Genomic DNA, 24,522 nt, shown 5'->3' with positions numbered 1-24,522 from the left:
TTTAATACCGTGTTGTCCGCATTCTTCGACGAGCCTGTAACAGCGGTTACAGGAGGGACGAAGCACGGGAACGTCGACGCCATGACGCACGACACCCCGCTCTCCCCCCGCACCCTGCGCCACCTCCCCGACGTCCGCCGGCGCCTCATGACGCCCGCTCAGCTCCGGTCCCACGGGGTCTCCACCGCCGAGCTGAACGAGCAGTGCCGTCCCGGCGGCACCTGGCAGCTGCTGCTGCCGAACGTGGTCCTGCTCCACCCCGGCCCGCCGACCAGCGAGGAGCGGCTGCACGGCGCGCTGCTGTACGCGGCGCGGGAATCGGCCCCGGGCGTCCCCACGCAGCCCACGGCCGGCGACCCGCACCGCCCGGTCTACCCGGAGACGATGATCACGGGTCTGGCGGCGCTCACCCTGCACGGCTTCTCGTCCACCCCGCCGCTGCTCTCCCTGGACCGCGTCGACGTCCTGGTCCCGCGGCTGCGCCGGCTGCGCACCACGGGCTACGTCCGTGTGCTGCGCGCCCCGGACCTGCCCACGCCGGTGGCGGTGACGGGACTGCCGGTGGCGCCGGTGCCGCGCGCGCTGGCGGACGCGGTGGCGGGACTGACGGACGCGGGCGCGGTACGCCGGCTGCTGACCGAGGCGGTGCGCGACGGCCACTGCGAACCGGCGGCGGTGGTGCGCGAACTGACCCGGGCGAAGCTGCTGAACCGCCCGCACGTGGTGGGCGCGGTGGACTCGCTGGTGGCCGAGGGCCGGGCGGTCGCCGAGAACCGGCTGTACCGGATGGTCGGCGAGCACGGGCTGCCCGACCCGGTCTGGAACGTGGACCTGCGCCTGCCCGGCGGACCCCACCTCGGCGGTCTGGACGCGTACTGGCCCGAGCAGGCGGTCGGGGTGGAGCTCGACACCCGCGCGCCCCGGCAGGACGACGACGCGATGTGGTCGGAGTACGCGCGCAAGCGGGAGCACCTGGAGCGGCTGGGGATCACGGTCGTCCACATCACCCCCCGCAAGCTCAGGGAGTCCATGGACCAGCAGGCGGCGGTGGTCCGGACGGCCCTGATGGCGTCCGGCGACCGCGATCCGGCCGCGTACGTCGTGGTGCTGCCCCGGTAGTCCGGGCTCCCGGACGGCCGGCGGGCGCGGAGGACTAATCTCCGCAGAACTCCTTCTCGGTCACGGCGCCGGTGCCTCCCACCCAGTCGCCGTTGAAGTTGAGCGCGAGGGAGTGCCGGCCGTCGGCCGTGGTCATCGCCGAGGAGGCGGAGCCGTGGATGCCGCCGTCGTGGCCCCAGACATGGACGCCGCAGCTCAGCCTGGTGTCCATCAGGCCCAGTCCGTAACCGGTGTCGGGGGAGCCGTCGACCCGCACGGTGGTCTTCATCTCCTTGAGCTGCCGGGACGGGAGCAGCTTTCCGCTCAGCAGGGCGGAGTAGAAGCGGTCGAGATCCGCCGAGTCGGAGATCATCTCACCGGCCGCGGAGGCGATGGAGGGGTTGAGCTCGGTGACGTCGTAGGTCGGACCCGTCGATGTCGGGGCGAGCTTGGAGTAGGCGCGGCTGCTGGGCCGGGGGACGGTGACCCGGATGCCGGGCAGCGAGGTGGCGGTGAGCCGCAGCGGCCGGATGACGCGCCTTTCGATCTCGGTGGCGTACGACCGGCCCGTCACCTTCTCGATCACCATGCCGGCGACGACGTAGTTGGTGTTGGAGTACTTCCAGGACGTGCCCGGCGCGAAGTCCGGCTCGTGCCGCATGGCGGTCGCCACCAGGTCGCGCGGGGTGAGCGTGTCGTAGCGGTGCCGGAAGAAGCCGTCCTTGAGGAAGTAGGCGCTGACGAAGTCGGCGTCGGAGGTGTAGTTGTAGATGCCGCTGGTGTGGTTCAGCAGCTGCCGGACGGTGATCCGGCGGCCGTCGTGGCCATGGCCCCTCAGCAGCCCGGGCAGCCAGGTGTCCACCGTGTCGTCCAGGGTGAGCCGGCCCTCCGCCTCCAGCTGGAGCAGGACGGTGGCGACGAAGGTCTTGGTGATGCTGCCGACGCGGTAGCGGTCGGCTGCCGAGCGCGGCGCTCCGGTGACGACGTCCCCCACGCCCGCGGTCGCCGACCACGTGCCCCGGCTGTCCTTCGCGGTGACGGTCACGCCGGGCACACCGGCCGCGACCGCCGCCTCGACCGCCCGGCGGGTGGCCACGTGGCCGCCGGCGCCGGGGCCGGCCGCGACGGCCGGGCCCACCAGGGCCGCCGACAGGAGCAGGGCGGTGGTGCCCACCAGGGCGGTGCGGACGCGCATGCTGTCCCCCAACGTGTGGTGTTCGGTGCCGTCGGGGGGAGATACCCGGCAACACGCGCGATCGTGCCTGCCCGTGGCCCGGTTGAGTGACTCTCAGCCCTTCTTCAGCACCAGTTCCGTGTTCCGGTCCACCGCGTCGCCCGCCAGCGCCTTGTTCGCGCCCGGGGCGTTGTAGGACAGCTCACGGTAGAGGGCGGCGAGGCCGGTCTGCGAGAGGTCGGTGTGGTCGGTGCGGTGCGGGGCGGCGGATTCGACCAGGGTGGTGAAGACGGAGAGCGTGCCGTCCTTGTTGTCGACGAGTTCGACGACCCGGGCGAGCTGGGGGAAGTCGACGTGCGAGGCGGTGGAGATCTCCCAGAAGGAGCCACCGCCGGAGGCCCGGTGCGGGGTGATGTCGTTGCGGTGGATGTGGCCGTTCACCCAGGCGAGCACATTGCGGTGGGCGGAGAGCACCGAGACCACCTCGGCGCCGTTGTGCCGGCGCTCCCCCGGGCGGCCCGGGTCGGGGCGGGTGTTGGTCATGGTCCTGCTGGTGTGGTGGCTGAAGACGACGGCGTAGGAGTCCTTGTTGTCCTTGAGTGTCCTGTCGAGCCATTTGAGCTGGGCGGTGCCGACGGACCCCTCGTAGTGGCCGCCGGGGTCGGTGGTGTCGAGGCTGATGCCGATGACGTCCTCGGAGACGCGGAAGGCGTAGTACTGGGTGTCCGCGTCCAGGTTCGCCGAGGAGTAGCCGTGGCCGGCCGGGCCGACGCCCTGGTGGGCGGGGTCCAGGTGGGCCTTCAGGTAGTCGGCCCGGGTGTACGGGGCCCGCTTCTCGTCCGGGGTGACCTGGCGCATGGAGCGGGCGTGGGCCTTGAGGAAGTCGCGGTAGCCGACGCCCTTGGGATCGGTCGCCTTCTTGATGGTGTCCTGCAGCTTTTTGGCGTCGGCGGCGGAGACGCTCATGAGCTTCCGGCCGCCGATGGCCGCCTCGGTGAGGTACGGGTCGCCGTGGGAGCCGTAGCAGCCGAGCGGGAGGGCGTCGTGGTTGCCGACGGTGGAGTACCAGGGCAGGTTGAGGCCGGGGCTGCGGACCTCGCGGGTCGCGGCGGCCAGGAAGCCCTTCAGGTAGGGGAAGCCGAGCGCCTTGTCGCCGTCGCGTGCGGTGGAGCCCGGCTGCCAGTACAGCTTCAGGCCGCTGTTCTGCACGCCCTCGTAGTGGCGCGGGTCCCCGGAGTCCGGGGTGATGCGCCCGCCGCTCATCACCTTCATGAACCACTCCAGTTCGGAGCGGGCGTTGTTGTCGGTGTTGTCGCCGGTGGTCATCACGAAGTGCAGCGGGGCGCCGGTGACGGGGGCGCCGCGCAGCGCGTTGACCCGCTCGACGAGCGAGACGGCGCCGGGCACGGTGAGCGCCTCGTGCGGACGCCAGGCGTGCGGGTCGTGGGCGCGCAGGAACTCCAGGCGCAGCGGGTGCTGCACATCCATCAGGTGCAGGTCGGTGAACTGCACGAACGCCGCGAGGGTGGTACGGCGGCCGGTGCGGCCGGACTTGGGGGCGGCCAGCTCGTCCCGCACGACCCGCTTCCAGCCGGGGCCGTCGCCGAGCCGCCGGTAGCCGGAGCCGCTCAGCGGCGCGGCGACGGAGGCGAGGGTGGTGCCCTTGGTGTAGGGGGCGGGCGGGGCCGGCGCCGCCTTGCGGGAGTTGGCGACGGGCTGCTCGGCGGTGGTGGCGGCCTGGCTGTCGGTGGGGCGCAGGGCGTAGCCGACGCCCGCGGAGAGCGAGACGGCTCCGGCGGCGGCGAGCACGGTACGGCGGTGGACCCCCAGCGTGGAGGTGGCGACAGAGCGTATGCGCGACATGGCGCGATCTCCCCGGGTGCGAACGCGTCGGCGGTGGTCGCGGGCCGTCGCAGGCGCGAACGCCCCGCTCGCTCTGGATGGTTGGCACCGGGGATGACCTGTGCGTGAACAGGGCGGCAACGCGCGACACCGATCACCGTACGTGGATCACGGGGTGCGGAGCGCGGTCATGGAGTGGAACGCGGGGGGCCGGAAGGCGGTCACTCCTCGTTCATCTGCCGGGGTAGGGGATGGGCCCCGGGCCCGAGATGTCCGGTCTCCGGGCGCTCGCGCCACAGCCGCAGCGCGACGTCGACGAGGCGGATCCGGTTGAGTCCGGGCACCGCGTCCAGGTCCTGCCAGGCCGCGAAATCGGTGGAGCCGCCGATCTCGTGGCGGAGTTCGCCGCCGGTGATCTCGGCCTCGTAGACGATCCGCACCCCCTGGTGGTCGGTGCGGCGCGGCGGCCGGCCGCCGCGGAAGACATGGCGGGAGGAGTCCACACCGAGCAGCCGGGTCACCTCGACCCGGTAGCCGGTCTCCTCGGCGACCTCGCGCCGGACGGTGTCGTAGGGGTCCTCGCCGTGTTCCATGCCGCCGCCCGGCAGAACCCACTCGTGGGTGCCGCCGGGGGCCGGTGAGCGGGCCAGCAGGATCTGTCCGTCACGGACGCACACGGCGTAGGCCGCCACCCTCAACTTCTCTCGCATGACCGGACGTTAGCGCGGGTTGTCCGGATTGGCGGGTGAATACTCCGGCGCGGACCAGCGCAGCGGCAGGGCGGCCGGGGTGTGGACGGCGCCGGTGACGGTGAAGCGGACGGTCCGCTCGCCGCCGGTGCCGAACCCGGTGCGGGCCGAGCCGGTGAGCTGGAGGGTGGTGCCGGTCGTCCAGTCCGGGAAGAGCAGTCCGGCACGCGGGTCGGCGTACAGGTTGCCGAGGCTGCGGAACATGGCGTTGCCGGGATAGTCCGGCCAGGCCAGTTCACGCGGTGAGACGACCCGGACGAAGCCGGGGTCGCCGCCGCGGTGGCTGACGTCGGCGCCGTCGGTGTGCACGGTGGCCAGGAAGAAGGTGTCGGCCGCCGCGACGAGCGCGGCCTGCTCCGCGCCGAGCCGGGTCAGCGGGCGTGGCGCGCCCGGCACGCGGTCCGGCACCCGCTCGAAGGTCTCCCGGCGCTGGATGTACTTGGGGCAGTTGGCGAACACCTGCTCCGCCTCGACGGCGAAGCCGCGGGGTGCGGGCCGGAGCCGGCCGTTGAGGCGCATCCGGCGGCGGGTCCGCGGATCGAGGGCGATGGTGCCCACGGAGGTGCCCGGCGTGGCCAGGGCCGCCGCGAGCGGGTCGGCCGGGTGCGGCCCGCCCGTGACGGACATCCGCCGGGGCCCGGCGGCCCGGACGAAGCCCGGGGTGCCGGCGACCGGCGAGGCCCACACCCGGCCCGTGGCGGGGTCGGCGGCGCCCACGACGAGCAGCGGCTGCAACTCCAGGAAGGCCGCCGCGACCGGTTTGACGTCCGGCCCGAGGGAGCGGCCGACGTGGTCGGCGCGGTCCCGCACGCCGACCAGGTCCTGCACGGCGCGTGAACCGGCGTGATAGACGCTCATGGCGCGGGGTCCTAGAAGAAACCGCAGGTCGGAGCGGATGCGTGCGGAGCGGGCGCACCCTCGGCGCCGTGCGGGACGGAGATCTCCAGGCGGGTGCCGTCCGGGTCGTGGAAGAAGATCCCGCCCGAGGCCGAGCCCTCCTGGTGGGCCACCACGCCCTCGTGGGCGAACTCCACCCCGGCGGCCCTGAGCGCCGCCTCGTACTCCCGGACCCGGTCCACCGAGCCGGCCGTGAAGGCGAGGTGGTGCAGTCCGGCCCGGCCGCCGTCGTAGGAGTCGCGGGCCTGCTGCCAGAGGGTGAGGACGGGCCCGTCTCCCCCGGCCTCGCCGAGGAACGCGTACCTGCGGCCGTCCTCCTTGCCCTCGGCGAGCGGCGCGAAGCCCAGGACGTCCCGGTAGAAGGCGAGGGAACGGTCGAGGTCGGTGACGTTCAGGCCGGTGTGGCCGGTGCGCAAGGTCATGGCTCTCCCCTTCGGACTGTCTAACCTTCGTAAACCATGTTAGAAGGTTAGACAGCGAAGCGTCAACCGGTCACGTACGCTTGAGCGGTTAGCAGAGAAGGAGCCCCTCATGTCCACCGCCCGTGAACCGCGCCCGCTCACCGGTGAGCCCCTTGCCCTCGACCTGCTCAACACCCGGTGGATCAAGGAGGGCGCGCCCCAGGACCTGCTCGACGGCACCGAGGGCCTCGCGGTGTGGCTCGCGGACAACGGGCTGGCCGGCGAGCACCCGGCCGACGCGGACGTGCTGCGTCATCTGCGGCAGGCGCGGGACGCCCTCGGCGCCGCGGTGGACCGGTCACTGGAGGAGGGCGCGCCGCTCGTGGACGCCGTGCTGGCGCACGGGCGCATCAGGGCGCGGCTGACCGGCGAGGGGGCGTTCGAGGAACCGGAGTTCACCGACGCCTCCTGGGCTCCGGCCTGGCTGGCCGCCCGCGACTACCTGGACCTGCTCGACCGGGCCCCGGACCGGATCCGCCGCTGCGCCCACGAGGCGTGTGTCCTGCACTTCTTCGACACCTCAAGGAACGGCACCCGCCGCTGGTGCTCGATGGCGTCGTGCGGAAACCGCGCCAAGGCGTCCCGGCATTACGCCCGCACCAAGGAGAGTTGAGCCAATCCGGGACACGACGGGATTCATCCCGCCAAATCCCATCGCGGGTTTTCCCCATACATTGATTACGTTCAGGTCAACGGTCCCCAAATTCCTTTGCCTTGGGTAAAGCTGTGCGCTCGTCCGGCACTGGTTTCCTCACCTGCAAGGGATGCCGATGACCCACACCCCCGAGCGCGACCCGATATCCGGCCCGAGACGCCTGGCCCGCATAGCCGTGGCCGTCGGCGTGGTGGCCGCCCTCTCCGCGGCCGGGCCCCTGCCGCTGGCCCTCGGCGCGGACGCGCCACCCGCCACGGCCGATCCCGCCGTCAAGTCCGCCCACGACAAGCTCGGTTCGGACGACGCCGACCGGCTCGCCGAGGCCAAGGCGGACGGCGACAAGAACGTCACGATGATGATCGCCACCGCTCCCGGGCAGACCGAGCAGGTCGCCTCGGAGCTGGACGCGGTCAAGGGCGGCTCGGTGGGCCGCACCTACGACAAGCTCGGCTACGTCCGCGCCACCGTGCCCACCGCGAAGGCGGACTCGGCGATCGCGGCCGCCGCGAAGCTGTCCTCGGTGCACGCGATCGACCTGCGCCAGGAGATCGCGCTGGACGACCCGACGCCCAGCGCGGACACTGCCCAGAGGGCCAAGGGCAAGGACTCGGCGGCCACCTACTCCGGGCCGGGCAAGAGCACCCCGGCCGAGAACCCGTACAACCCGTCCTTCGAGACCGGTGCCGTCGACTTCGTCCAGGACCACCCGAAGGCGGACGGCCGGGGTGTCACCATCGGCATCCTCGACTCCGGCGTGGACCTCAGCCACCCGGCGCTGCAGAAGACCACCACGGGCGAGCGGAAGATCACCGACTGGGTGACCGCCACCGACCCGATCGTCGACGGCGACGGCACCTGGCGCCGGATGACCAACCCGGTCAGCGGCCCGTCGTTCGCCTACGGCGGCGCGACCTGGAAGGCGCCCGAGGGCAGCTACCAGGTCAACCTGTTCCGCGAGTCGTCGACGGCCGGCGGCGACGCCAAGGGCGACGCCAACCGGGACGGCGACACCACCGACGTCTGGGGCGTCCTCTACGACCCGGCCGCCGGCACCGTGCGCGTCGACCTGAACAACAACTTCGACTTCACCGACGACAACCCAATGAAGCCGTACAAGGACGGCTACCAGATCGGGTACTTCGGCACCGACGACCCGAAGACCGACGTGGTCGAGCGGCAGCCGTTCGTCGTCCAGATCCGCAAGGACGTGCCGACCGACCCGTACGGCGGCGACTGGGTCGGCAAGAAGGCCGACTTCGTCAACATCGGCGTCATCGAGTCCGAGCACGGCACGCACGTCGCCGGCATCACCTCCGCCAACGGGCTGTTCGGCGGGAAGATGAACGGCGCGGCCCCGGGCGCGAAGATCGTCTCCTCCCGGGCCTGCACCTGGAGCGGCGGCTGCACCAACGTCGCGCTCACCGAAGGCATGATCGACCTGGTCGCCGACCGCGGCGTCGACATCGTCAACATGTCCATCGGCGGTCTGCCGGCGCTGAACGACGGCAACAACGCGCGCGCCGAGCTGTACACGCGGCTCATCGACACCTACGGCGTCCAGCTGGTGATCTCCGCGGGCAACTCCGGCCCCGGCGCCAACACCATCGGCGATCCCGGTCTCGCGGACAAGGTGATCTCCGTCGGCGCGACCATCTCCAAGGAGACCTGGGCCGCCAACTACGGCTCGGCCGTGGAGACCCGGTACGCGATGATGCCCTTCTCCTCGCGCGGCCCGCGTGAGGACGGCGGCTTCACCCCGACCCTGAGCGCCCCCGGCGCCGCGATCAACACCACCCAGACCTGGCTGCCGGGCTCCCCGGTCGCCGAGGCGGGCTACCCGCTGCCGGCCGGCTACTCGATGCTCCAGGGCACCTCGATGGCCTCCCCGCAGGCGGCGGGCGCGAGCGCGCTGCTGCTGAGCGCCGCCAAGCAGAAGGGCATCGACCTGACGCCCGCGAAGCTGCGCACGGCGCTGACCTCGACCGCCGACCACATCAGCGGCGTCCAGGCCTACGAGGAGGGCGCCGGCCTCATCGACATCGTGGACGCCTGGGACGCGATCCGCGACGGCGCCACCGCCCACGACTACACCGTGAAGGCCCCGGTCGACACCGCGATCGACTACGCGCTGAAGACCCCGGGCTTCGGTACCGGTCTGTACGACCGCGAGGGCGGCCTGAAGGCCGGCCAGCGCAAGACGTACGACGTCACCATCACCCGTACCTCCGGCCCGGACCGTGCCCTGCGGCACGAGCTGAGCTTCGAGAACAACGCCGGCCGGACCTTCCGGATCCTCGGTGACGACGAGGTGCGCCTGCCGCTGAACCAGCCGGTGACGGTCAAGGTCCAGGCGGCTCCGGGCTCCGCGGGTCTCAAGAGCGCGATCCTGGACGTCGACGACCCGCGCACGGAGGGGGTCGACAAGCAGATCCTCACCACCGTCGTGGTCGCCGCCCCGGTGAACTACACCTGGTCCGCGTCCGGTTCGGTGCAGCGCAACAGCACCCGGTCGTACTTCGTGACCGTGCCCGAGGGCGCCAGGTCGCTGGAGGTCGCGATCGGCGGACTGAAGGACAAGAGCCAGACCCGGTTCATCTCGATCCACCCGTACGGCACTCCGGTGGACAACACCAGCACCCCGTACTGCTACAACAACTACCTCGACGGCAACGGCTGCAAGCCGGACGTCCGCTCCTACGCCGACCCGCAGCCCGGCGTCTGGGAGGTCGAGGTCGAGGCCCGCCGTACGTCCCCGCTGCTCGACAACCCGTACAAGCTGGACGTCACCGTGCTCGGCGCGGCCTTCGACCCGGAGACCGTGACCGTGCCCGAGGCGAAGGTCGGCACGCCGGCCACCGTCTCCTGGAAGGTGACCAACAAGTACGCGGCGCTGGACGGCAAGCTGGTCGGCGGCCCGCTGGGCTCCTCCAAGTCGGACCGCCCGGCCATCAAGGAGGGCGAGACGCAGACCACCACGGTCGATGTCCCGGCCGGCGCCAAGTCCCTGGACGTGGCGATCGGCAACGTCTCCGACGCGGCCTCCGACCTGGACCTGACCGTGTACGACGCGAACGGCACGCAGGTCGCGCAGTCCGCGGACGGCGACTCGGAGGAGGCGGTCTCCATCCCGTCCCCGGCCGCCGGCACGTACACCGTCAAGGTCGTCGGCTACTCGGTCCCGTCCGGCTCGACCGACTACGACTACCGGGACGTGTTCTTCTCCGGCACGCTCGGCAACGTCACGGTCGACGGCTCGGCCGCGGTCAAGCTCGGCACGGGCGACTCGGCCACCGTGAGCGGGCAGGTCACGGCCGCCGCCGAGGCCCCCGCGGGCCGCGAGTTCTTCGGCCGGGTCCAGCTGGTGAACGGCCGCGGCACCGCCGCGGGCACCGGCAGCGTGAAGATCGAGAAGGTCACGCCGTAACGGGGTGATCCCAGACGAGGGGCGGGTGTCCGGACACGGGCACCCGCCCCTTCGCCGTCCCCCGGCGCGGTCCGTCCCGGCCGCCGCAAGCGGGACGGACGTCCGCGTGACCTCGCTCAGGCACGACGAGGACGGCGACCTCCGCCGCGGCGAGCAACGGCGGCGCTCCCGCGGCAGCGGCCCGGCGCCACGGCCTCACGGTGCCCCGCTCACGGCTCGTCGCAGGGGGTGGGCGCGGACTCGGACGCGGTACCGGTGAGCCGGGCGCGTTCGGCGGCCACACGGGTGTCGCCGACGGCCCACAGGGTCGCCTCCGGCCGGCCCCGGCCCACCCCGGCCAGCACGTGCTGCCCCCGGCGCGGGGCGGGGCTCGCGGCGTCGCCGAGGAGGAAGGCGACCTCCGACGGGCCGTGGGCGGGGCGGTAGGAACGGGTCACGGTGAGCACGACGCGGATTTTGGGGGCCCGCGTCCGCCGGTCCACCCGGGCCACGGTGCCCTCGGCGAGCAGCCGGTAGCAGGAGAGCGCCGACCCGCCCGCGGCCTGGGCCGGGGCATCCGCCCCGCTCTTGGCGTCGGCGCTCTTGTCCGAGCTCATCGAGGCACCGCCGCCCGACCGCACCACCACCCAGCCGAGCCCCGCCACCAGCCCGAAGGCCATCACCCCGGCGACCGACCCGAGCACCACCCGCACACCCCGCCGGACCCCGCCCGCCCGCGCGGGCCGCCCGGCACCGCCCGGCCGTCCGACACTCCGAGGACGGCCGGCGCCCCTGGCGAAGGGCTCAGCCCGGCCGGCGCCCGCGGCGGCCGCCCCGGACGCGGCCCGGCCACGCTCCTCGGCGGCCGCCGGCCCCCGTGCCGACCGCTCCGGCAGAGGCTCCCCCGTCAGGGCCTCCGCGAGCCAGTCCAGTTGTTCCCTGAGTACCGTGACGTCCGCCTCGGCCGACCGGTGTTCCGCGAGGAAGGCGGGGTCGTCCTGGGCGTCCGGCGGGAGGGGGGTGCCCGTGATGGCGGCCATCAGGGCGTCCATGCCGCCGTGCTCCCCGGTGCCCTCGTGTCCGGCGGGCATCTCACACCACCTCGTCCTCGTGCAGTCGCCGGCGCAGGGCGCGGACCGCCGTGTGCAGCCGGCTCTTGACCGTGCCCTCGGGAACGCCCAGCTCCTCGGCGATGCCGCGCACCGGCAGGTCGGCGAAGAAACGCAGGATCAGGACCTGGCGCTGGGCGTCGGGCAGTTCGTCCAGGCCCCGGGCGACGGCGAGCGAGAGCACGCTGGTCTCCTCGCCCGACGGGTGCGCGGGCTCGCGCAGGGCCGCCAGCCGCTCCCCCAGCCGCTCCTGGCGCCGTTTGGCCCGGTGCCAGTCCATGGCGAGGTTGGAGGCGACGACCGCCGCCCAGGCCGACACGTCCCGCGGCGCCTCGCGCCCGCTCGCGGCCCGCTCCAGCAGCCGCAGGCGGACCTGCTGCACCCCGTCCGGCAGGTCCGCCTGCGGCACCCCGCCGAGCGCGAGCACCGCCCGCACCCGGCGTTCCTGGGCCGCGTCCAGTGGGTCCCCGCCGGTACGGTCCGCACCGGCGTACGCCCTCTGGCCGCGGCGCGCCCCTCCGCGCAGCACAAGCCACCCCCTCACGCGTTTGCCCCTACGACGCACGAGGGGGCGGAAACGTTCGGCCGGGTCCCGGGGAGGTGGGAGGCGTACGTCACACCGCCGTGTGGGCGGGACCCCGATGGGCAGGGGCGGCACAGCACAGCTTCCGGCGCGAGGCCGCCGCCGGGGAAACATCTGCAGCTCAGCGCGGTGTACGACGGAGGTCCGGAACCGGACACCGGGTGATCGTGTCCCACTTTCCGGGCAGACGCCGCAAAGAATTGGACAGGTGGACCGGGACTGGCCGCATGATGGAAAAGCCCCGGTCATGCGAAGGCAAGCAGCAACAGACACACAGAGGGAGTAGCCGTGAGGGTCGGAATCGTCGGAGCCACCGGTCAGGTCGGCACGGTCATGCGCAGGATCCTCGTGGAGCGGAACTTCCCGGTCACCGAGCTGCGCCTGTTCGCCTCGGCCCGCTCGGCCGGGACCGTGCTGGACGGCGTGACGGTGGAGGACGCGGCGGCCGCCGACTACTCCGGCCTGGACATCGTGCTCTTCTCCGCGGGCGGCGCGACCTCCAGGGCGCTGGCCGAGAAGGTCGCCTCCCAGGGCGCCGTGGTGATCGACAACTCCTCGGCCTGGCGCCGCGACCCCGAGGTGCCCCTGGTGGTCGCCGAGGTGAACCCGCACGCCATCGCCGACCGGCCCAAGGGCATCGTCGCCAACCCGAACTGCACCACGATGGCCGCGATGCCGGCCCTGAAGCCGCTGCACGAGGAGGCCGGCCTCGAGGCGCTGGTCGTCGCCACCTACCAGGCGGTGTCCGGCTCCGGCCTGGCGGGCGTGGCCGAGCTGCACGGCCAGGTGCAGAAGGTGGCCGCCGAGGCCGACAAGCTGACCCACGACGGTGCGGCGGTCGACTTCCCCGAGCCGCAGGTCTACAAGCGCCCCATCGCCTTCAACGTGCTCCCGCTGGCCGGCTCCATCGTCGACGACGGTCTGGGCGAGACCGACGAGGAGCAGAAGCTGCGCAACGAGTCCCGCAAGATCCTGGAGATCCCGGAGCTGAAGGTCTCCGGCACCTGCGTGCGCGTCCCGGTCTTCTCCGGCCACTCCCTCCAGGTCAACGCCCGTTTCGCCCGGCCGCTCAGCCCGGAGCGGGCGACCGAGCTGCTCGCGGGCGCCCCGGGCGTCGCCCTGTCCGACATCCCGACCCCGCTGCAGGCGGCCGGCCAGGACCCGTCGTACGTCGGCCGCATCCGCCGCGACGAGACGGTGGACAACGGCCTGGCGCTGTTCGTCTCCAACGACAACCTCCGCAAGGGCGCCGCGCTGAACGCGGTCCAGATCGCGGAACTGGTGGCGGCCGAGCTGTCCGAGAAGTAGGCACCCGGTGCGAAAGGGGCGGTCACGTGCGCGTGACCGCCCCTTTCGCATGCCCGGGCTCATCGCTTTCCCCGTGGCCGCCATGGAAGGATGGCGCAACCCACACATAACGAGGAGATGACCGCGTGCCTGGCACAAACCTGACTCGCGAAGAGGCGCGGCAGCGGGCGAAGCTGCTGACCGTTGACTCGTACGAGATCGATCTCGACCTCTCCGGCGCGCAGGAGGGCGGCACCTACCGGTCCGTGACCACGGTGCGCTTCGACGTGGCGACCAGGGACGCCACGTCCTTCATCGACCTGGTGGCCCCGGCCGTCCACGAGGTGACGCTGAACGGGGACTCGCTCGACCCCGCCGAGGTGTTCGCCGACTCGCGCATCGCGCTGCCCGGTCTGCTGGACGGGCGCAACATCCTGCGCGTCGTCGCCGACTGCGCCTACACCAACACCGGCGAGGGCCTGCACCGCTTCGTGGACCCGGTGGACGAGCAGGCGTACCTGTACACCCAGTTCGAGGTGCCGGACGCCCGCCGGGTCTTCGCGTCGTTCGAGCAGCCCGACCTGAAGGCGACCTTCCAGTTCACCGTGAAGGCGCCGGACGGCTGGACGGTCATCTCCAACTCGCCGACGCCGGAGCCCCAGGAGAACGTCTGGGTCTTCGAGCCGACGCCGCGCATCTCGTCGTACGTCACGGCGCTGATCGTCGGCCCGTACCACTCGGTGCACAGCGTGTACGAGCGGGACGGGCAGAGCGTGCCGCTCGGCATCTACTGCCGTCCCTCGCTGGCCGAGTTCCTGGACTCGGACGCCATCTTCGAGGTGACCCGGCAGGGCTTCGACTGGTTCCAGGAGAAGTTCGGGCTGGCGTACCCGTTCAAGAAGTACGACCAGCTCTTCGTGCCCGAGTTCAACGCGGGCGCGATGGAGAACGCGGGCGCGGTCACCATCCGCGACCAGTACGTCTTCCGGTCCAAGGTGACCGACGCGGCGTACGAGGTGCGCGCCGAGACGATCCTGCACGAGCTGGCCCACATGTGGTTCGGCGACCTGGTCACCATGGAGTGGTGGAACGACCTGTGGCTGAACGAGTCGTTCGCCACCTACACCTCCATCGCCTGCCAGGCCGCCGCGCCCGGCTCCCGCTGGCCGCAGGCGTGGACGACGTTCGCGAACTCCATGAAGACCTGGGCGTACCGGCAGGACCAGCTGCCCTCCACGCACCCGATCATGGCCGACATCCGTGACCTGGACGACGTGCTCGTCAACTTCGACGGCATCACGTACGCCAAGGGCGCGAGCGTGCTCAAGCAGCTCGTCGCGTACGTCGGCGAGGACGAGTTCTTCAAGGGCGTGCAGGCCTACTTCAAGCGGCACGCGTACGGCAACACGCGCCTGTCGGACCTGCTGGGCGCCCTGGAGGAGACCTCCGGCCGCGATCTGAAGACCTGGTCGAAGCAGTGGCTGGAGACGGCCGGCATCAACGTGCTGCGCCCGGAGGTCGAGACGGACGCCGAGGGCGTCATCACCTCCTTCGCGGTCCGCCAGGAGGCCCCGGCGCTGCCCGCCGGCGCCCAGGGCGAGCCGGTGCTGCGCCCGCACCGCATCGCGATCGGCCTGTACGACCTGGACGGCGCCGGCAAGCTGGTGCGCACCGACCGGATCGAGCTGGACGTCGACGGCGAGCTGACGGCCGTGCCGCAGCTCTCGGGCCGGCGCCGGCCGGCCGTCGTGCTGCTCAACGACGACGACCTGTCGTACGCGAAGGTCCGGCTGGACGAGGAGTCGCTGCGGACCGTCACCGAGCACCTCGGCGACTTCGAGGCCTCCCTGCCGCGCGCCCTGTGCTGGGCCTCGGCCTGGGACATGACCCGCGACGCCGAGCTGGCCACCCGGGACTACCTGTCGCTGGTGCTGTCCGGCATCGGCAAGGAGTCCGACATCGGTGTGGTGCAGTCGCTGCAGCGCCAGGTGAAGCTGGCGATCGACCTGTACGCCGACCCGGCCGCCCGTGAGGCCCTGCTGACCCGCTGGACCGACGCCACGCTGGCCCACCTGCGCTCGGCCGGCCCGGGCAGTGACCACCAGCTCGCCTGGGCCCGGGCGTTCGCGGCGACGGCCCGCACGCCGGAGCAGCTCGACCTGCTGGACGCGCTGCTGGACGGCTCGCAGACCATCGAGGGTCTGGTCGTCGACACGGAGCTGCGCTGGGCGTTCGTGGAGCGGCTCGCGGCGGTCGGCCGCTTCGACGAGGCGGAGATCGCGGCGGAGTACGAGCGGGACCGGACCGCGGCCGGTGAGCGGCACGCGGCCACCGCCCGGGCGGCCCGGCCGACGCCGGAGGCCAAGGCGGAGGCGTGGGCGTCGGTCGTCGACTCCGACAAGCTGCCGAACGCCGTGCAGGAGGCCGTCATCGGCGGCTTCGTGCAGACCGACCAGCGGGAGCTGCTGGCGCCGTACGCGGAGCGGTACTTCGAGGTCCTCAAGGACGTCTGGGACGCCCGTTCGCACGAGATGGCCCAGCAGATCGCGGTCGGCCTGTACCCGGCGGTGCAGATCTCCGAGGAGACGCTGGCCCGGACCGACGGCTGGCTGGCCTCGGCCGAGCCCGGTGCGGCCCTGCGCCGGCTGGTCTCGGAGTCCCGCTCGGGCGTCGAGCGCGCGCTGAGGGCCCAGGCGGCGGACGCGGCCACCGCGTAACGCCGGTACGGCCACGAGGGCGCCCGGTCTCGTACCGGGCGCCCTTTTCCGTGCGGCCGGTGCGGCCGGTGCGCCGGGTTCGACGTCCGGATTCCGCCGGTGCGCGGCACCGTCGGCGGGCCACGCTGGCCGTATGACGACCTACACCGCACGGCCCCTGCCGCCCCCGGTCCTCGCGGAGCTGCGCGTCTCGGACGACGCGGCCCGCCCGACGGCCGCCTTCGAGGACACCGAGGGCGGCGCGCCGCTGCGCTGCTGCCTGCGCCGCAGCGCACCCGGCGAGCGCGTCGCCCTGGTGTCGTACGCGCCCCTGCGCCGCTGGGCGGCCGCGACGGGCGCCGACCCGGGGGCCTACGACGAGCAGGGCCCCGTCTTCATCCACGCCGGGGAGTGCGCCGGACCGGACGGCGACGCGCTCCCCTTCACGGGCGCCCACCGCACGCTGCGCCGTTACTCCGCGGACGGCCGCATCCTCGGCGGCCGGCTGGTCGAGGACCCGGACGGCTTCGAACCGGCGTTCACGGAGGCCTTCGCCGATCCGGAGGTGGCGCTGGTGCACGTGCGGGCGGTGGAGTACGGGTGCTTCCTGTACGAGGTACGGCGCCCGTAGGCCGCTCCGCTCCCGAGCTGCCCGGCCGCCGTCGCCGCGAACGCCAGGGCCATGCCGAGCACCTGCACGGGAGTGAGCGCCTGTCCCAGGGCCGCCCAGCCGGTCACGGCGGCGGTCAGCGGGGAGAGCGGGCCGAGGAAGCCGGCCCGGGTGGCGCCGAGCCGGCCGATGCCGCGGAACCAGAGCCAGTAGGCGACGGCCGTGTTCGCCAGCGCGAGGTAGAGGTAGCCGCCGATCGCGCGGCCGTCGAGCGCGGGCGGGGCCCCCTCGGCCAGCAGGGCGACCGGGGCGATGAGCAGGCCGCCGGCGGTAAGCTGCCAGCCGGTGAGGGCGAGCGGACCGACGCCGTCCGGCCGGCCCCAGCGCCGGGTCAGCACGGTCCCCGCGGCCATCGAGGCGGTGGCGGCGACGGCCGCGAGCACCCCGGCCACGTCGAGGGCGCCGGCCCCCTTGAGTACGACGAGGCTGACGCCGAGCGCGGCCACGGCCCCGGTGACCAGCGTGCGCACGGCCGGCCGCTCCCGCAGCAGCGGTACCGAGAGGCCGACCACGAACAACGGCCCGGCCGAGCCGACCACGGCGGCCATCCCGCCGGGCAGCCGGTACGCCGACACGAACAGCAGCGGGAAGAAGGCACCGATGTTCAGCGCGCCCAGCACGGCGGCCTTCGCCCACCAGATGCCGCGCGGCAGCACCCGGGTGAGGGCGAGCAGCAGCAGTCCGGCGGGCAGGGCGCGGACCAGGGCCGTGAACAGGGGGCGGTCCGGCGGCAGGAACTCGGTGGTGACGGCGTAGGTGGTGCCCCAGGAGACCGGGGCGAGGGCGGTGAGCAGGACGGTCGTGGGGCGCTTCATGAGACCGGGCCCTTTCGCGGGGTCTTGGCAGCGGCTTCGGGCGGCTTGACGGGTGGCTGCGGAGGGTCCTCGTCGAGGAGCGGGAGTCACACCGTGGAGGGCGCCGGGGACGGGGAGCCGCCGCGGGCGATGATCGCGGTGGCCGGCCACACCGCGTCCGCCGGGAGCCGGCGCTCGGCCCGGATCAGCAGGGCGGCCGCCATCGCCGAGGTGAGGATCAGGAAGACCCACGGCACCCGGCCGTCCACCGCGAGCAGGGTGGTGAACAGCGAGGGCGCCAGGGCCTTCGCCAGCGACCAGGACATCTGGTAAGCCGCCATGTACCGGCCGCGCACCGCCTCCGGTGCCGTCGAGACGGCGAGCACCTGGGCGGCGGGGCTGTGGATCAGTTCGCCGAGCGTGTAGACGACGGCCACGGCGGTCAGGAGCGCGGCGAGCAGCGGTCCGGAGGCCGGCCGTACGCTCGCGAGCACGCACAGAGCGGCGAAAGAGGCCGCGAACAGCGCGCAGCCCAGGGCCGCCGCCCGGGTGCGGCGGGCACCGGCCCGGCGGACCAGGCCGCCGACGAAGACCCCGGCGACCGCGCACAGTGCCGTGTTGATCGTGAAGGCGGCGCCGCTCAGGGCGGCGGACCCGTGCAGCGTCTCCACCAGGAACAGCGGGAACAGCACGGCGAGCGCCGAGTAGCTGAGCGCGTTGAGGAAGTTGGCGCCGGTGACGACGAGGAAGGGACGGTCGGCGAGGACGAGCCGGTAGCCGGGGCCGGTGCCGCGGACCCTCGCTCCCGGTTCCGGACGCGCCGGGCGCAGCGGGCGCAGCAGCAGCGCGGCGAGCGCGAAGGAGAGGGCGTTGCCCCAGGCCGCGCAGGCGTAGCCGGTGCCGCCCGCGAAGGCCAGGAGCAGGGAGGCCAGGAGGGCTCCGGCGCCGTTGCCGGCGTTCTGCAGCGCACGCGAGGAGGCCTGCAGCCGGTCCCGGTGGGCGCCGCTTGCCACCTCGCCGATCAGGGACTGCTGTGCCGCCGGGAAGGCCCGGTCGGCCGCCGCCGTGATGAGCGCGAGGCCGGCGAAGGCGGTCAGGGAGCCGGCGAAGGGAAAGAGGGCGAACCCCGCGGCCCGTACCCCGTAGAGCACGTACTGCACGGGCCGGGCCCCGTACCGGTCCACGGCCACCCCGGCGACGGGCAGCGCGGCCAGCCCGACGAGGCCGGTGACGGTGAGCACGGCGCCCACGACCGTGAAGGACAGCCCGGTGACGTGGTGGAAGAACACAAGGGTGAACGGGACGTACATGCCGGTGCCGACGCCGTTGACCGCGGCGGCTACGGGCAGCGCCCACTCCCCCGCTATGCGCTCGCTTCGTCCGCTTCCCGTCCGCATGATGCCGCCCCCTCCGAAATGACTTAGGAGCAAGTAGCTTAGCTTCAAGCAACTTGCCGTCAAGCCACTTTCTTGCGGGCGACCGTCAGGACGGCGATACTCGGACGCATGAACGCAGGCCGGCAGCAGCCCAACGACCCCGTCGACGCGATCATCGGGCAGTGGGCGGCCGTCCGCCCCGACCTCGACACCAGGGCGATGGAGGTCTTCGGGCGGATCTACCGCCTCTCCCGCACCATGGGCGACCGCATGGAGAAGGCCTACGAGCCCTACGGCGTCTCCCGGGGCGAGTTCGACGTGCTGGCCACCCTGCGCCGCTCCGGCGAGCCGTACGCCCTGTCCCCCCGCCAGCTCTCGGCGACCCTGATGCTCACCACCGGTGGCATGACCGGCCGCCTCGACAAACTGGAGCGGGCCGAACTGCTGCGCCGTTCCCCCGACCCCCACGACCGCCGGGGGCTCCAGGTGACCCTGACCGAGAAGGGGCTGGACGTCATCGACCGGGCGGTCGGCGCGGGCCTCGCCGTCCAGACGGAGGCCCTGTCCCACCTGGACGACGAACAGGCCGGCCAACTGGCCGGCCTGCTGAGGGAGTTGCTCTCCGGGACGCGGGAGACGGGCAACTAGCCGCCGACATGTCCGGCCACGGCCGCCCCGATCTCCGCGGGGCCGGCCGAGTCGGCCGCCCAGGCCACGTATCCGTCGGGGCGCACCAGCAGCGTCGTACGGCGGTCACCCGCCCAGCGCGTCACGGCCAGCCGGTCGCCGTGCCCGCCCTCGTACGGCTCCGGGGTGATCAGCACGAACCGGCCCCCGCGCAGCGCCTCGTAGAGGCGGCCGCCGCCGGCCAGGGCGACGTCCGGGACCCGGGCGCCGGTGAGGCGGTGGGCACCGCGGGGCGCGGGGTAGCGGTAGCCGATGCCGGTGACCTGGCCGGCGACCTTGCGGCGGGCGGGGCCGACGGCGTCGAGGAACGCGGTGAGCGCGCCCCGGGCCGCCAGCGTCCAGGGGCGCTTGGCCATGGCGAGGCGCACGATCCCGCCGCTGCTGCGCAGCACCGCCCTGCCGACCGGGTGCCGCTCGGCCTGGTAGCTGTCGAGCAGTTCGGGATCCGCGTGACCGCCGACGACCGCGGCGAGCTTCCAGCTCAGGTTGGCCGCGTCCTGGAGCCCGGTGTTCATGCCCTGACCGCCGGCGGGGGTGTGCACGTGCGCGGCGTCCCCGGCGAGGAAGACCCGGCCGGCCCGGTAGGCGGGCGCCTGGCGCTCGTCGCTGTGGAAGCGGGACAGCCAGCGGGCGTCGTGCATCCCGTAGTCCCGGCCGAGGGCGAGCCGGGTGATCTCCTTGACCTCGGCCAGGTCCAGCGGCTCGTTGTCGGGGACGTCGCGTCCGCGGTGCCAGCCGATCACCCGGTAGTAGCCGTCGCCGAAGGGCGCGAGGAAGGCGAAGGCGTCGCCGACGGCGTTGACGGTGAGCAGGGCCGGGGGCTTCTCGGCGAGCCGGACGTCGGCGAGGACGACGGACCGGATCACCGACCTGCCCGGGAACGGCAGCCCGATCGCGTCCCGTACGGCGCTGCGCATGCCGTCGGCGCCGACGAGGTAGGCGGCCCGCAAGGTTTCCGCGCGCCCGCCGGGGCCGCTGACCTCGACGGTGACTCCGTCGGCGTCCTGGGTGAGGCCGGTCAGCTCGGTCTCGTACCGGAAGTCGACGCCGGCTTCGAGCGCCCGCCGCTCCAGCGCCTTCTCCACCTCGTACTGCGGGAGGACGAGGAGGTGGTTGAAGCGGGAGGGCAGGGCGGCGAGGTCGACGGTGAGCCGGCCGAAGAGGCGGAGCCGGTCCAGGGGCTGCCCGAGGGCCTCCAGGCCCTCGGCGAGGCCCCGGGCGTCGAGCTGTTCGAGTGTGCGGGCGTGCAGGACGAAGGCGCGGGAGAGGTTGCTGATCCCGTGGGGGCGCTTCTCCAGCACGGTGACCGGGACGCCCGCGGCGGCGAGATCACCGGCGAGGAGGAGTCCGGTGGGGCCGGAGCCGACGACGAGGACGCGAGGGTGGACGGGGTTGGAGGCGGGCCTGGGAGCAGCGGTGGGGCCGGTGTTTCCAGTGGTGCCGTTCATGAGGACCTCCTGGTGCCAACATTTGTTGGCCTACGCCTGCTGGCCCGCGCTCGCCGGTCAACAGCTGTTGGTCAACGCTTGTTGGCAAAGCTACGGCGACCTCGATTGCTTGTCAACGCTTGTTGGCCAACGCTCGTGGGCCTACGCTTGTAGGCATGACCGTCAGCACCAGCAGCAGCGGCGACTCCGGCAGCGGCAAGAGCACCAGTCAGTCGCGCCGCTCGAACGCCACCCGCACCGCGATCCTCGCGGCCGCCCGCGAGCGCTTCGCCACCGACGGCTACGAACGGGCCACCATCCGCGCCATCGCCAAGGACGCGCGCATCGACCCCTCCATGGTGATGCGGTACTTCGGCAGCAAGGAGGGCCTGTTCGCGGCGGCCGTCGCGCTCGATCTGCGGCTGCCCGATCTGGGGCCGGTGCCCCGGGACGAGGCCGGCCGGACGCTGGTCACGCACTTCCTCGGCCTGTGGGAGGAGAACGAGGAGCTGACGGCGGTACTGAGGGTGGGTGCCACCAACCAGGCCGGGGCCGAGCGCATGCAGGGCATCTTCCGGGACCAGCTGCTGCCGGTGGCCCGGCAGGTGTGTCCCGACCCGGAGCAGGTTCCGGCCCGCGCGGCGCTGTGCGCGGCGCAGCTGCTCGGGCTGGCCCTCACCCGCTATGTGCTGCGGCTGCCGCCGGCGGTGGCGCTGACGCGCGAGGAGCTGGTGGCCTGGCTGGGGCCGACCGTGCAGCGGTACCTCACCGCGCCCAGCCCCTGAGCCCGCCGGGAAACGCCGAGGGCGCCGACCTCACCCTGGTACGGCGGTGTGCGCGTACCGGAGGGAGGACGGCGCCCTCGGCGGGACGGGGCGGCCGGTCAGGCCTTCGCCTCGCCCTTCACGTTGATGTTGGACGTCGTGGTGTCCTTCTTGGCGTGGGACTTCCCCAGCACCATGACCAGGCCCGCGATGATCACGAACAGGGCGATCGGCGCCACCACATAGAGGCCCAGCGTCTGGATGACGCTCAGGCCGGGGCCGGGGTCGTCACCGTCGTCGCGGGTCAGCGCGAGCGCGGGGGACGACATGAGCAGCATCATCAGCGTCGTACCGGCGGCCAGGGCGCCGGCGCGCAGGGCGTTCTTCTTGTCCACACCCTCAAGTTAGCGAACCACCCGGACGGACGCGCGCCCGGGGTCCCCTACGCGGCCCTCACCGTCCCGTCCCCTCCCTGAACACGTCCAGCAGCGCCCGGAGCCGGGGCGAGGCCGCCAGTTCCTCCAGCGTCATCGGGCGGCCCTGCGGATCGGCGACGGGCAGCCGCCAGTTCGGGTACTCGTCCCAGGTGCCGGGCAGGTTCTGCGGACGGCGGTCGCCGACGCCGTCCGGGAGCCAGACGCCGACCAGCCGGGCCGGGGTGCGCAGCAGGAAGCGGTGGACGCCCTGGATCTCCGCCTCCTCGTCGCTGCCGGGCGGTCCGGCCGCCGGGCTGTCCAGCAGACCGAGGCTGCCCAGCAGGGCGAGCCACTCCGCCGTGTCCGCGGCCGCCTCGGCGCTCTCCTCGGCGGCGGAGCGGGTGAGCAGGCCCAGACGGTCGCGCAGGCCGACGTGGTCGCCGGTGAGGCGGGCGGCGGTGGGCGGCAGGTCGTGGGTGGTGGCGGTGGCCAGGCAGTCGGCGCGCCACTGTTCCGGGGGCAGCGGGCGGCCGTCGCCCTCCCAGTCCCGTTCGAACCAGAGCACGGAGGTGCCGAGCACCCCGCGCCGCTGCAGCCGCTCACGCACCCCGGGCTCCACGGTCCCCAGGTCCTCGCCGATCACCACCGCCCCGGCCCGGAACGCCTCCAGGGCGAGCAGGGCGAGCATGGCCTCGGCGTCGTGGCGGACGTAGGTGCCCTCGGTGGGCGGGCTGCCCTGGGGCACCCACCACAGCCGGAACAGGCCCATCACATGGTCGATGCGCAGGGCGCCGGTGTAGCGGAACAGGGCGCGCAGCAGGTGGCGGTAGGGGGCGTGGCCGGAGGCGGCCAGCCGGTCGGGGCGCCAGGGCGGCAGCCCCCAGTCCTGGCCGTGGGCATTGAAGGCGTCGGGCGGGGCGCCGACCGACATCCCGGCGGCGAAGTGGTCCTGCTGCGCCCAGGCGTCCGCGCCCTGGGGGTGCACGCCGACGGCGAGGTCGTGCACGATCCCGACGGGCATGCCGGCCTCCCGCGCGGCGCGCTGGGCGGCGCGGAGCTGGCCGTCGGTGAGCCAGGCGAGCCGGGAGTGGAAGGCGACCCGGCCGGCGAGCCCGGCGCGGGCGCGGGCGGTCTCGGCGGAACGCGGGTCGCGCAGGCCGGCGGGCCACTGGTGCCAGTCGGAGCCGTGGGCCTCGGCGAGCGCGTACCAGGTGGCGTGGTCCTCCAGGGCCTGCCCCTCCTCGGCGCGGAAGGCGTCGTAGGCGGCCTGCCGTCCCGGTCCGAGGGGGACGGCGAGGACCAGTTCCAGTGCCTCCCGCTTCAGCTCCCATACGGCGTCCCGGTCGATGAGGGCGCCCTTGTCGAGGACGTCGGCGCGCAGCCGCGCGGCGCGTTCCAGCAGGGTGCGGACCCGGTCCTGGTCCTCGACGTGGGCGAACTCGTCGATCAGCTCGACGCGCAGGTGCACCGGGTCGGGGAAGCGGCGTGAGGACGGCCGGTACGGCGAGGGGTCGGTCGGGGAGCCGGGCACGGCCGCGTGCAACGGGTTGACCTGTACGAACCCGGCGCCGGCGGTGCGTCCGGCCCAGCCGGCCAGCTCGGCGAGGTCACCGAGGTCGCCCATGCCCCAGGAGCGCCGGGAGAGCAGCGAGTAGAGCTGGACGAGCAGGCCGTAGGAGCGGGTGGCCGGGGTGGGCAGCCGGTCCGGCGCGACGACGAGATGGGCGTGCCCGGTGCGGCCGTCCGGCGCGACGGCGGTCACCCGGTGCGCTCCGAGGGGCAGTCCCTCGGCCGTGTCCCGCGTCTCGCCCTGCTCGGTCCGGACGGTGAGGCGGGTGCCGGCGGGCAGTGCGGCGAGGGCGGCGGGGCCGCCCGGGTCGCCGGCCCAGTGCACGACCGTCGGCGGGAGCAGCCGCTCGCGCAGCTCGCGCTCCCGTTCGGCGAGCGCGGCGCGTACCGCGTCCGGGGTGCCCGCGTCGACGCCGAGGGCGGCCAGGGCGGCCACCACGGCGGAGGCGGGGACGTCGACCGTGCGGTCCGGGGCGGGGCGGTAGGAGGTGTCCACCCCGTGCAGTGCGGCGAGCCGGGCCAGCTGTTCGTCGGCGGCCGCGGCCATCTACAGTCCCGCGCCGAAGAAGTCGGGGATCGGGTCGGACTCGCTGGTCAGCGGGGCGGCCTCGGCGAGCGGTGGCTCGCTGGTCAGGGGTTCGGCGTCGGGCAGGGGCGGCTCGCTGGTCAGCGGCGCCTCCACGCAGGCGCTCTCCGCGCTGAAGACGCACAGCCGCGCGTCGTCGGTCTCGGCGGACGGCTCCGCCAAGGGTTTCCACTGGGCCGGAATGGTGGGATGAGCCGGTGCGGCCACGGGGGCCTCCTTCTCTCTCGATCGCTTGGTGGTCAGGGCAGGCCTACCCCGCGACGCCGAAGCCACTCACCA

General features: G+C 73.4%; 20 protein-coding genes and 1 pseudogene. 8 read left to right on the top strand and 13 right to left on the bottom strand.

Annotated elements, in window-relative coordinates; all coding sequences use genetic code 11:
• Positions 1-81: 81 nt before the first annotated feature.
• Positions 82-1,119, top strand: a complete 1,038-nt coding sequence (locus ABZ478_RS01780; RefSeq protein WP_359544532.1) for a hypothetical protein — start codon at positions 82-84, stop codon at positions 1,117-1,119.
• Between the two features lie 34 nt (positions 1,120-1,153).
• Here ABZ478_RS01780 and ABZ478_RS01775 read toward each other — a convergent pair whose 3' ends face one another.
• The 5 genes from ABZ478_RS01775 to ABZ478_RS01755 all read right to left on the bottom strand — a co-directional run bounded on the left by ABZ478_RS01775 (position 1,154) and on the right by ABZ478_RS01755 (position 6,182).
• Positions 1,154-2,293, bottom strand: a complete 1,140-nt coding sequence (locus ABZ478_RS01775) for a serine hydrolase domain-containing protein (protein WP_359544531.1) — start codon at positions 2,291-2,293, stop codon at positions 1,154-1,156.
• 93 nt (positions 2,294-2,386) lie between these two features.
• Entirely contained in the window at positions 2,387-4,135 is a 1,749-nt protein-coding gene (locus tag ABZ478_RS01770; RefSeq protein ID WP_359544530.1) for a TIGR03767 family metallophosphoesterase, read from the bottom strand.
• 200 nt (positions 4,136-4,335) lie between these two features.
• Positions 4,336-4,824: an NUDIX hydrolase gene (locus tag ABZ478_RS01765; RefSeq protein ID WP_359544529.1), complete on the bottom strand. Its 489-nt coding sequence runs from the start codon at positions 4,822-4,824 to the stop codon at positions 4,336-4,338.
• Positions 4,825-4,833: 9 nt separating this feature from the next.
• On the bottom strand, positions 4,834-5,721 hold the full coding sequence (locus ABZ478_RS01760; protein ID WP_359544528.1) for a pyridoxamine 5'-phosphate oxidase family protein: 888 nt from the start codon (positions 5,719-5,721) through the stop codon (positions 4,834-4,836).
• An 11-nt stretch (positions 5,722-5,732) separates the two neighbouring features.
• On the bottom strand, positions 5,733-6,182 hold the full coding sequence (locus tag ABZ478_RS01755) for a VOC family protein (RefSeq protein WP_359544527.1): 450 nt from the start codon (positions 6,180-6,182) through the stop codon (positions 5,733-5,735).
• A 109-nt stretch (positions 6,183-6,291) separates the two neighbouring features.
• Here ABZ478_RS01755 and ABZ478_RS01750 point away from each other — a divergent pair, with 109 nt between their 5' ends.
• The gene (locus ABZ478_RS01750) at positions 6,292-6,834 is read left to right on the top strand and encodes a CGNR zinc finger domain-containing protein (RefSeq protein ID WP_359544526.1); all 543 of its coding nucleotides are present in this window, start codon (positions 6,292-6,294) and stop codon (positions 6,832-6,834) included.
• 157 nt (positions 6,835-6,991) lie between these two features.
• Positions 6,992-10,300 (top strand): S8 family serine peptidase, encoded by a 3,309-nt coding sequence (locus tag ABZ478_RS01745; protein WP_359544991.1) that lies wholly within the window; start codon positions 6,992-6,994, stop codon positions 10,298-10,300.
• Positions 10,301-10,509: 209 nt separating this feature from the next.
• Here ABZ478_RS01745 and ABZ478_RS01740 read toward each other — a convergent pair whose 3' ends face one another.
• Together ABZ478_RS01740 and ABZ478_RS01735 are read right to left on the bottom strand one after the other, a co-directional pair.
• The gene (locus ABZ478_RS01740; RefSeq protein ID WP_359544525.1) at positions 10,510-11,370 is read right to left on the bottom strand and encodes a hypothetical protein; all 861 of its coding nucleotides are present in this window, start codon (positions 11,368-11,370) and stop codon (positions 10,510-10,512) included.
• A gap of 1 nt (position 11,371) precedes the next feature.
• Positions 11,372-11,914, bottom strand: a complete 543-nt coding sequence (locus ABZ478_RS01735) for a sigma-70 family RNA polymerase sigma factor (RefSeq protein ID WP_358931628.1) — start codon at positions 11,912-11,914, stop codon at positions 11,372-11,374.
• 345 nt (positions 11,915-12,259) lie between these two features.
• Here ABZ478_RS01735 and ABZ478_RS01730 point away from each other — a divergent pair, with 345 nt between their 5' ends.
• From ABZ478_RS01730 to ABZ478_RS01720, 3 genes and pseudogenes are all read left to right on the top strand, one after another.
• Positions 12,260-13,279, top strand: a complete 1,020-nt coding sequence (locus tag ABZ478_RS01730) for an aspartate-semialdehyde dehydrogenase (protein WP_359544524.1) — start codon at positions 12,260-12,262, stop codon at positions 13,277-13,279.
• A gap of 125 nt (positions 13,280-13,404) precedes the next feature.
• Positions 13,405-15,975, top strand: coding sequence for an aminopeptidase N (pepN, locus tag ABZ478_RS01725; RefSeq protein WP_359544523.1), 2,571 nt, complete (start codon positions 13,405-13,407; stop codon positions 15,973-15,975).
• Positions 15,976-16,108: 133 nt separating this feature from the next.
• Positions 16,109-16,519, top strand: a pseudogene (locus ABZ478_RS01720) (DUF1203 domain-containing protein); the annotation flags it as partial.
• Here ABZ478_RS01720 and ABZ478_RS01715 read toward each other — a convergent pair.
• Together ABZ478_RS01715 and ABZ478_RS01710 are read right to left on the bottom strand one after the other, a co-directional pair.
• The gene (locus ABZ478_RS01715; protein ID WP_359544522.1) at positions 16,426-17,439 is read right to left on the bottom strand and encodes an EamA family transporter; all 1,014 of its coding nucleotides are present in this window, start codon (positions 17,437-17,439) and stop codon (positions 16,426-16,428) included. The pseudogene ABZ478_RS01720 and the gene ABZ478_RS01715 overlap by 94 nt on opposite strands.
• 86 nt (positions 17,440-17,525) lie before the next feature.
• Positions 17,526-18,815, bottom strand: coding sequence for an MFS transporter (locus ABZ478_RS01710; RefSeq protein WP_359544521.1), 1,290 nt, complete (start codon positions 18,813-18,815; stop codon positions 17,526-17,528).
• A 108-nt stretch (positions 18,816-18,923) separates the two neighbouring features.
• On the opposite strand from ABZ478_RS01710, the gene ABZ478_RS01705 reads away from it, so the two are divergent.
• On the top strand, positions 18,924-19,442 hold the full coding sequence (locus tag ABZ478_RS01705; protein WP_359544520.1) for a MarR family transcriptional regulator: 519 nt from the start codon (positions 18,924-18,926) through the stop codon (positions 19,440-19,442).
• Here the strand turns inward: ABZ478_RS01705 and ABZ478_RS01700 are convergent.
• Positions 19,439-20,929, bottom strand: a complete 1,491-nt coding sequence (locus ABZ478_RS01700) for an FAD-dependent monooxygenase (protein ID WP_359544519.1) — start codon at positions 20,927-20,929, stop codon at positions 19,439-19,441. The two genes, ABZ478_RS01705 and ABZ478_RS01700, sit on opposite strands and share 4 nt — an antisense overlap.
• A 155-nt stretch (positions 20,930-21,084) precedes the next feature.
• Between ABZ478_RS01700 and ABZ478_RS01695 the strand changes: the two genes are divergently transcribed.
• The gene (locus ABZ478_RS01695) at positions 21,085-21,693 is read left to right on the top strand and encodes a TetR family transcriptional regulator (RefSeq protein WP_359544518.1); all 609 of its coding nucleotides are present in this window, start codon (positions 21,085-21,087) and stop codon (positions 21,691-21,693) included.
• A 98-nt stretch (positions 21,694-21,791) separates the two neighbouring features.
• On the opposite strand, the gene ABZ478_RS01690 is transcribed toward ABZ478_RS01695, so the two are convergent.
• From ABZ478_RS01690 to ABZ478_RS01680, 3 genes are read right to left on the bottom strand one after another with little or no spacing between them, the layout of a single operon-like run.
• A complete protein-coding gene (locus tag ABZ478_RS01690) occupies positions 21,792-22,067 on the bottom strand; it encodes a hypothetical protein (protein WP_359544517.1) in 276 nt (91 codons plus the stop codon).
• A 58-nt stretch (positions 22,068-22,125) separates the two neighbouring features.
• Positions 22,126-24,204 (bottom strand): 4-alpha-glucanotransferase, encoded by a 2,079-nt coding sequence (gene malQ, locus ABZ478_RS01685; RefSeq protein ID WP_359544516.1) that lies wholly within the window; start codon positions 24,202-24,204, stop codon positions 22,126-22,128.
• Entirely contained in the window at positions 24,205-24,450 is a 246-nt protein-coding gene (locus tag ABZ478_RS01680; RefSeq protein ID WP_358931444.1) for a hypothetical protein, read from the bottom strand. It abuts the gene before it with no gap.
• Positions 24,451-24,522 lie beyond the last annotated feature (72 nt).

The sequence above is a fragment of the Streptomyces sp. NPDC005706 genome, from assembly GCF_040631045.1.
Classification (GTDB): Bacteria; Actinomycetota; Actinomycetes; order Streptomycetales; family Streptomycetaceae; genus Streptomyces.
The sequence above is the reverse complement of the archived record's forward strand: the minus strand, read 5'-3'. Positions and strand labels throughout refer to the sequence as shown.

Excerpts from the sequence above, each read along its gene's own strand:
- ABZ478_RS01780 (WP_359544532.1), top strand. The coding sequence starts at position 82 with ATGACGCACGACACCCCGCTCTCCCCCCGCACCCTGCGCCACCTCCCC.
- ABZ478_RS01775 (WP_359544531.1), bottom strand. The coding sequence starts at position 2,293 with ATGCGCGTCCGCACCGCCCTGGTGGGCACCACCGCCCTGCTCCTGTCG.
- ABZ478_RS01770 (WP_359544530.1), bottom strand. The coding sequence starts at position 4,135 with ATGTCGCGCATACGCTCTGTCGCCACCTCCACGCTGGGGGTCCACCGC.
- ABZ478_RS01765 (WP_359544529.1), bottom strand. The coding sequence starts at position 4,824 with ATGCGAGAGAAGTTGAGGGTGGCGGCCTACGCCGTGTGCGTCCGTGAC.
- ABZ478_RS01760 (WP_359544528.1), bottom strand. The coding sequence starts at position 5,721 with ATGAGCGTCTATCACGCCGGTTCACGCGCCGTGCAGGACCTGGTCGGC.
- ABZ478_RS01755 (WP_359544527.1), bottom strand. The coding sequence starts at position 6,182 with ATGACCTTGCGCACCGGCCACACCGGCCTGAACGTCACCGACCTCGAC.
- ABZ478_RS01750 (WP_359544526.1), top strand. The coding sequence starts at position 6,292 with ATGTCCACCGCCCGTGAACCGCGCCCGCTCACCGGTGAGCCCCTTGCC.
- ABZ478_RS01745 (WP_359544991.1), top strand. The coding sequence starts at position 6,992 with ATGACCCACACCCCCGAGCGCGACCCGATATCCGGCCCGAGACGCCTG.
- ABZ478_RS01740 (WP_359544525.1), bottom strand. The coding sequence starts at position 11,370 with ATGCCCGCCGGACACGAGGGCACCGGGGAGCACGGCGGCATGGACGCC.
- ABZ478_RS01715 (WP_359544522.1), bottom strand. The coding sequence starts at position 17,439 with ATGAAGCGCCCCACGACCGTCCTGCTCACCGCCCTCGCCCCGGTCTCC.
- ABZ478_RS01710 (WP_359544521.1), bottom strand. The coding sequence starts at position 18,815 with ATGCGGACGGGAAGCGGACGAAGCGAGCGCATAGCGGGGGAGTGGGCG.
- ABZ478_RS01705 (WP_359544520.1), top strand. The coding sequence starts at position 18,924 with ATGAACGCAGGCCGGCAGCAGCCCAACGACCCCGTCGACGCGATCATC.
- ABZ478_RS01700 (WP_359544519.1), bottom strand. The coding sequence starts at position 20,929 with ATGAACGGCACCACTGGAAACACCGGCCCCACCGCTGCTCCCAGGCCC.
- ABZ478_RS01695 (WP_359544518.1), top strand. The coding sequence starts at position 21,085 with ATGACCGTCAGCACCAGCAGCAGCGGCGACTCCGGCAGCGGCAAGAGC.
- malQ (WP_359544516.1), bottom strand. The coding sequence starts at position 24,204 with ATGGCCGCGGCCGCCGACGAACAGCTGGCCCGGCTCGCCGCACTGCAC.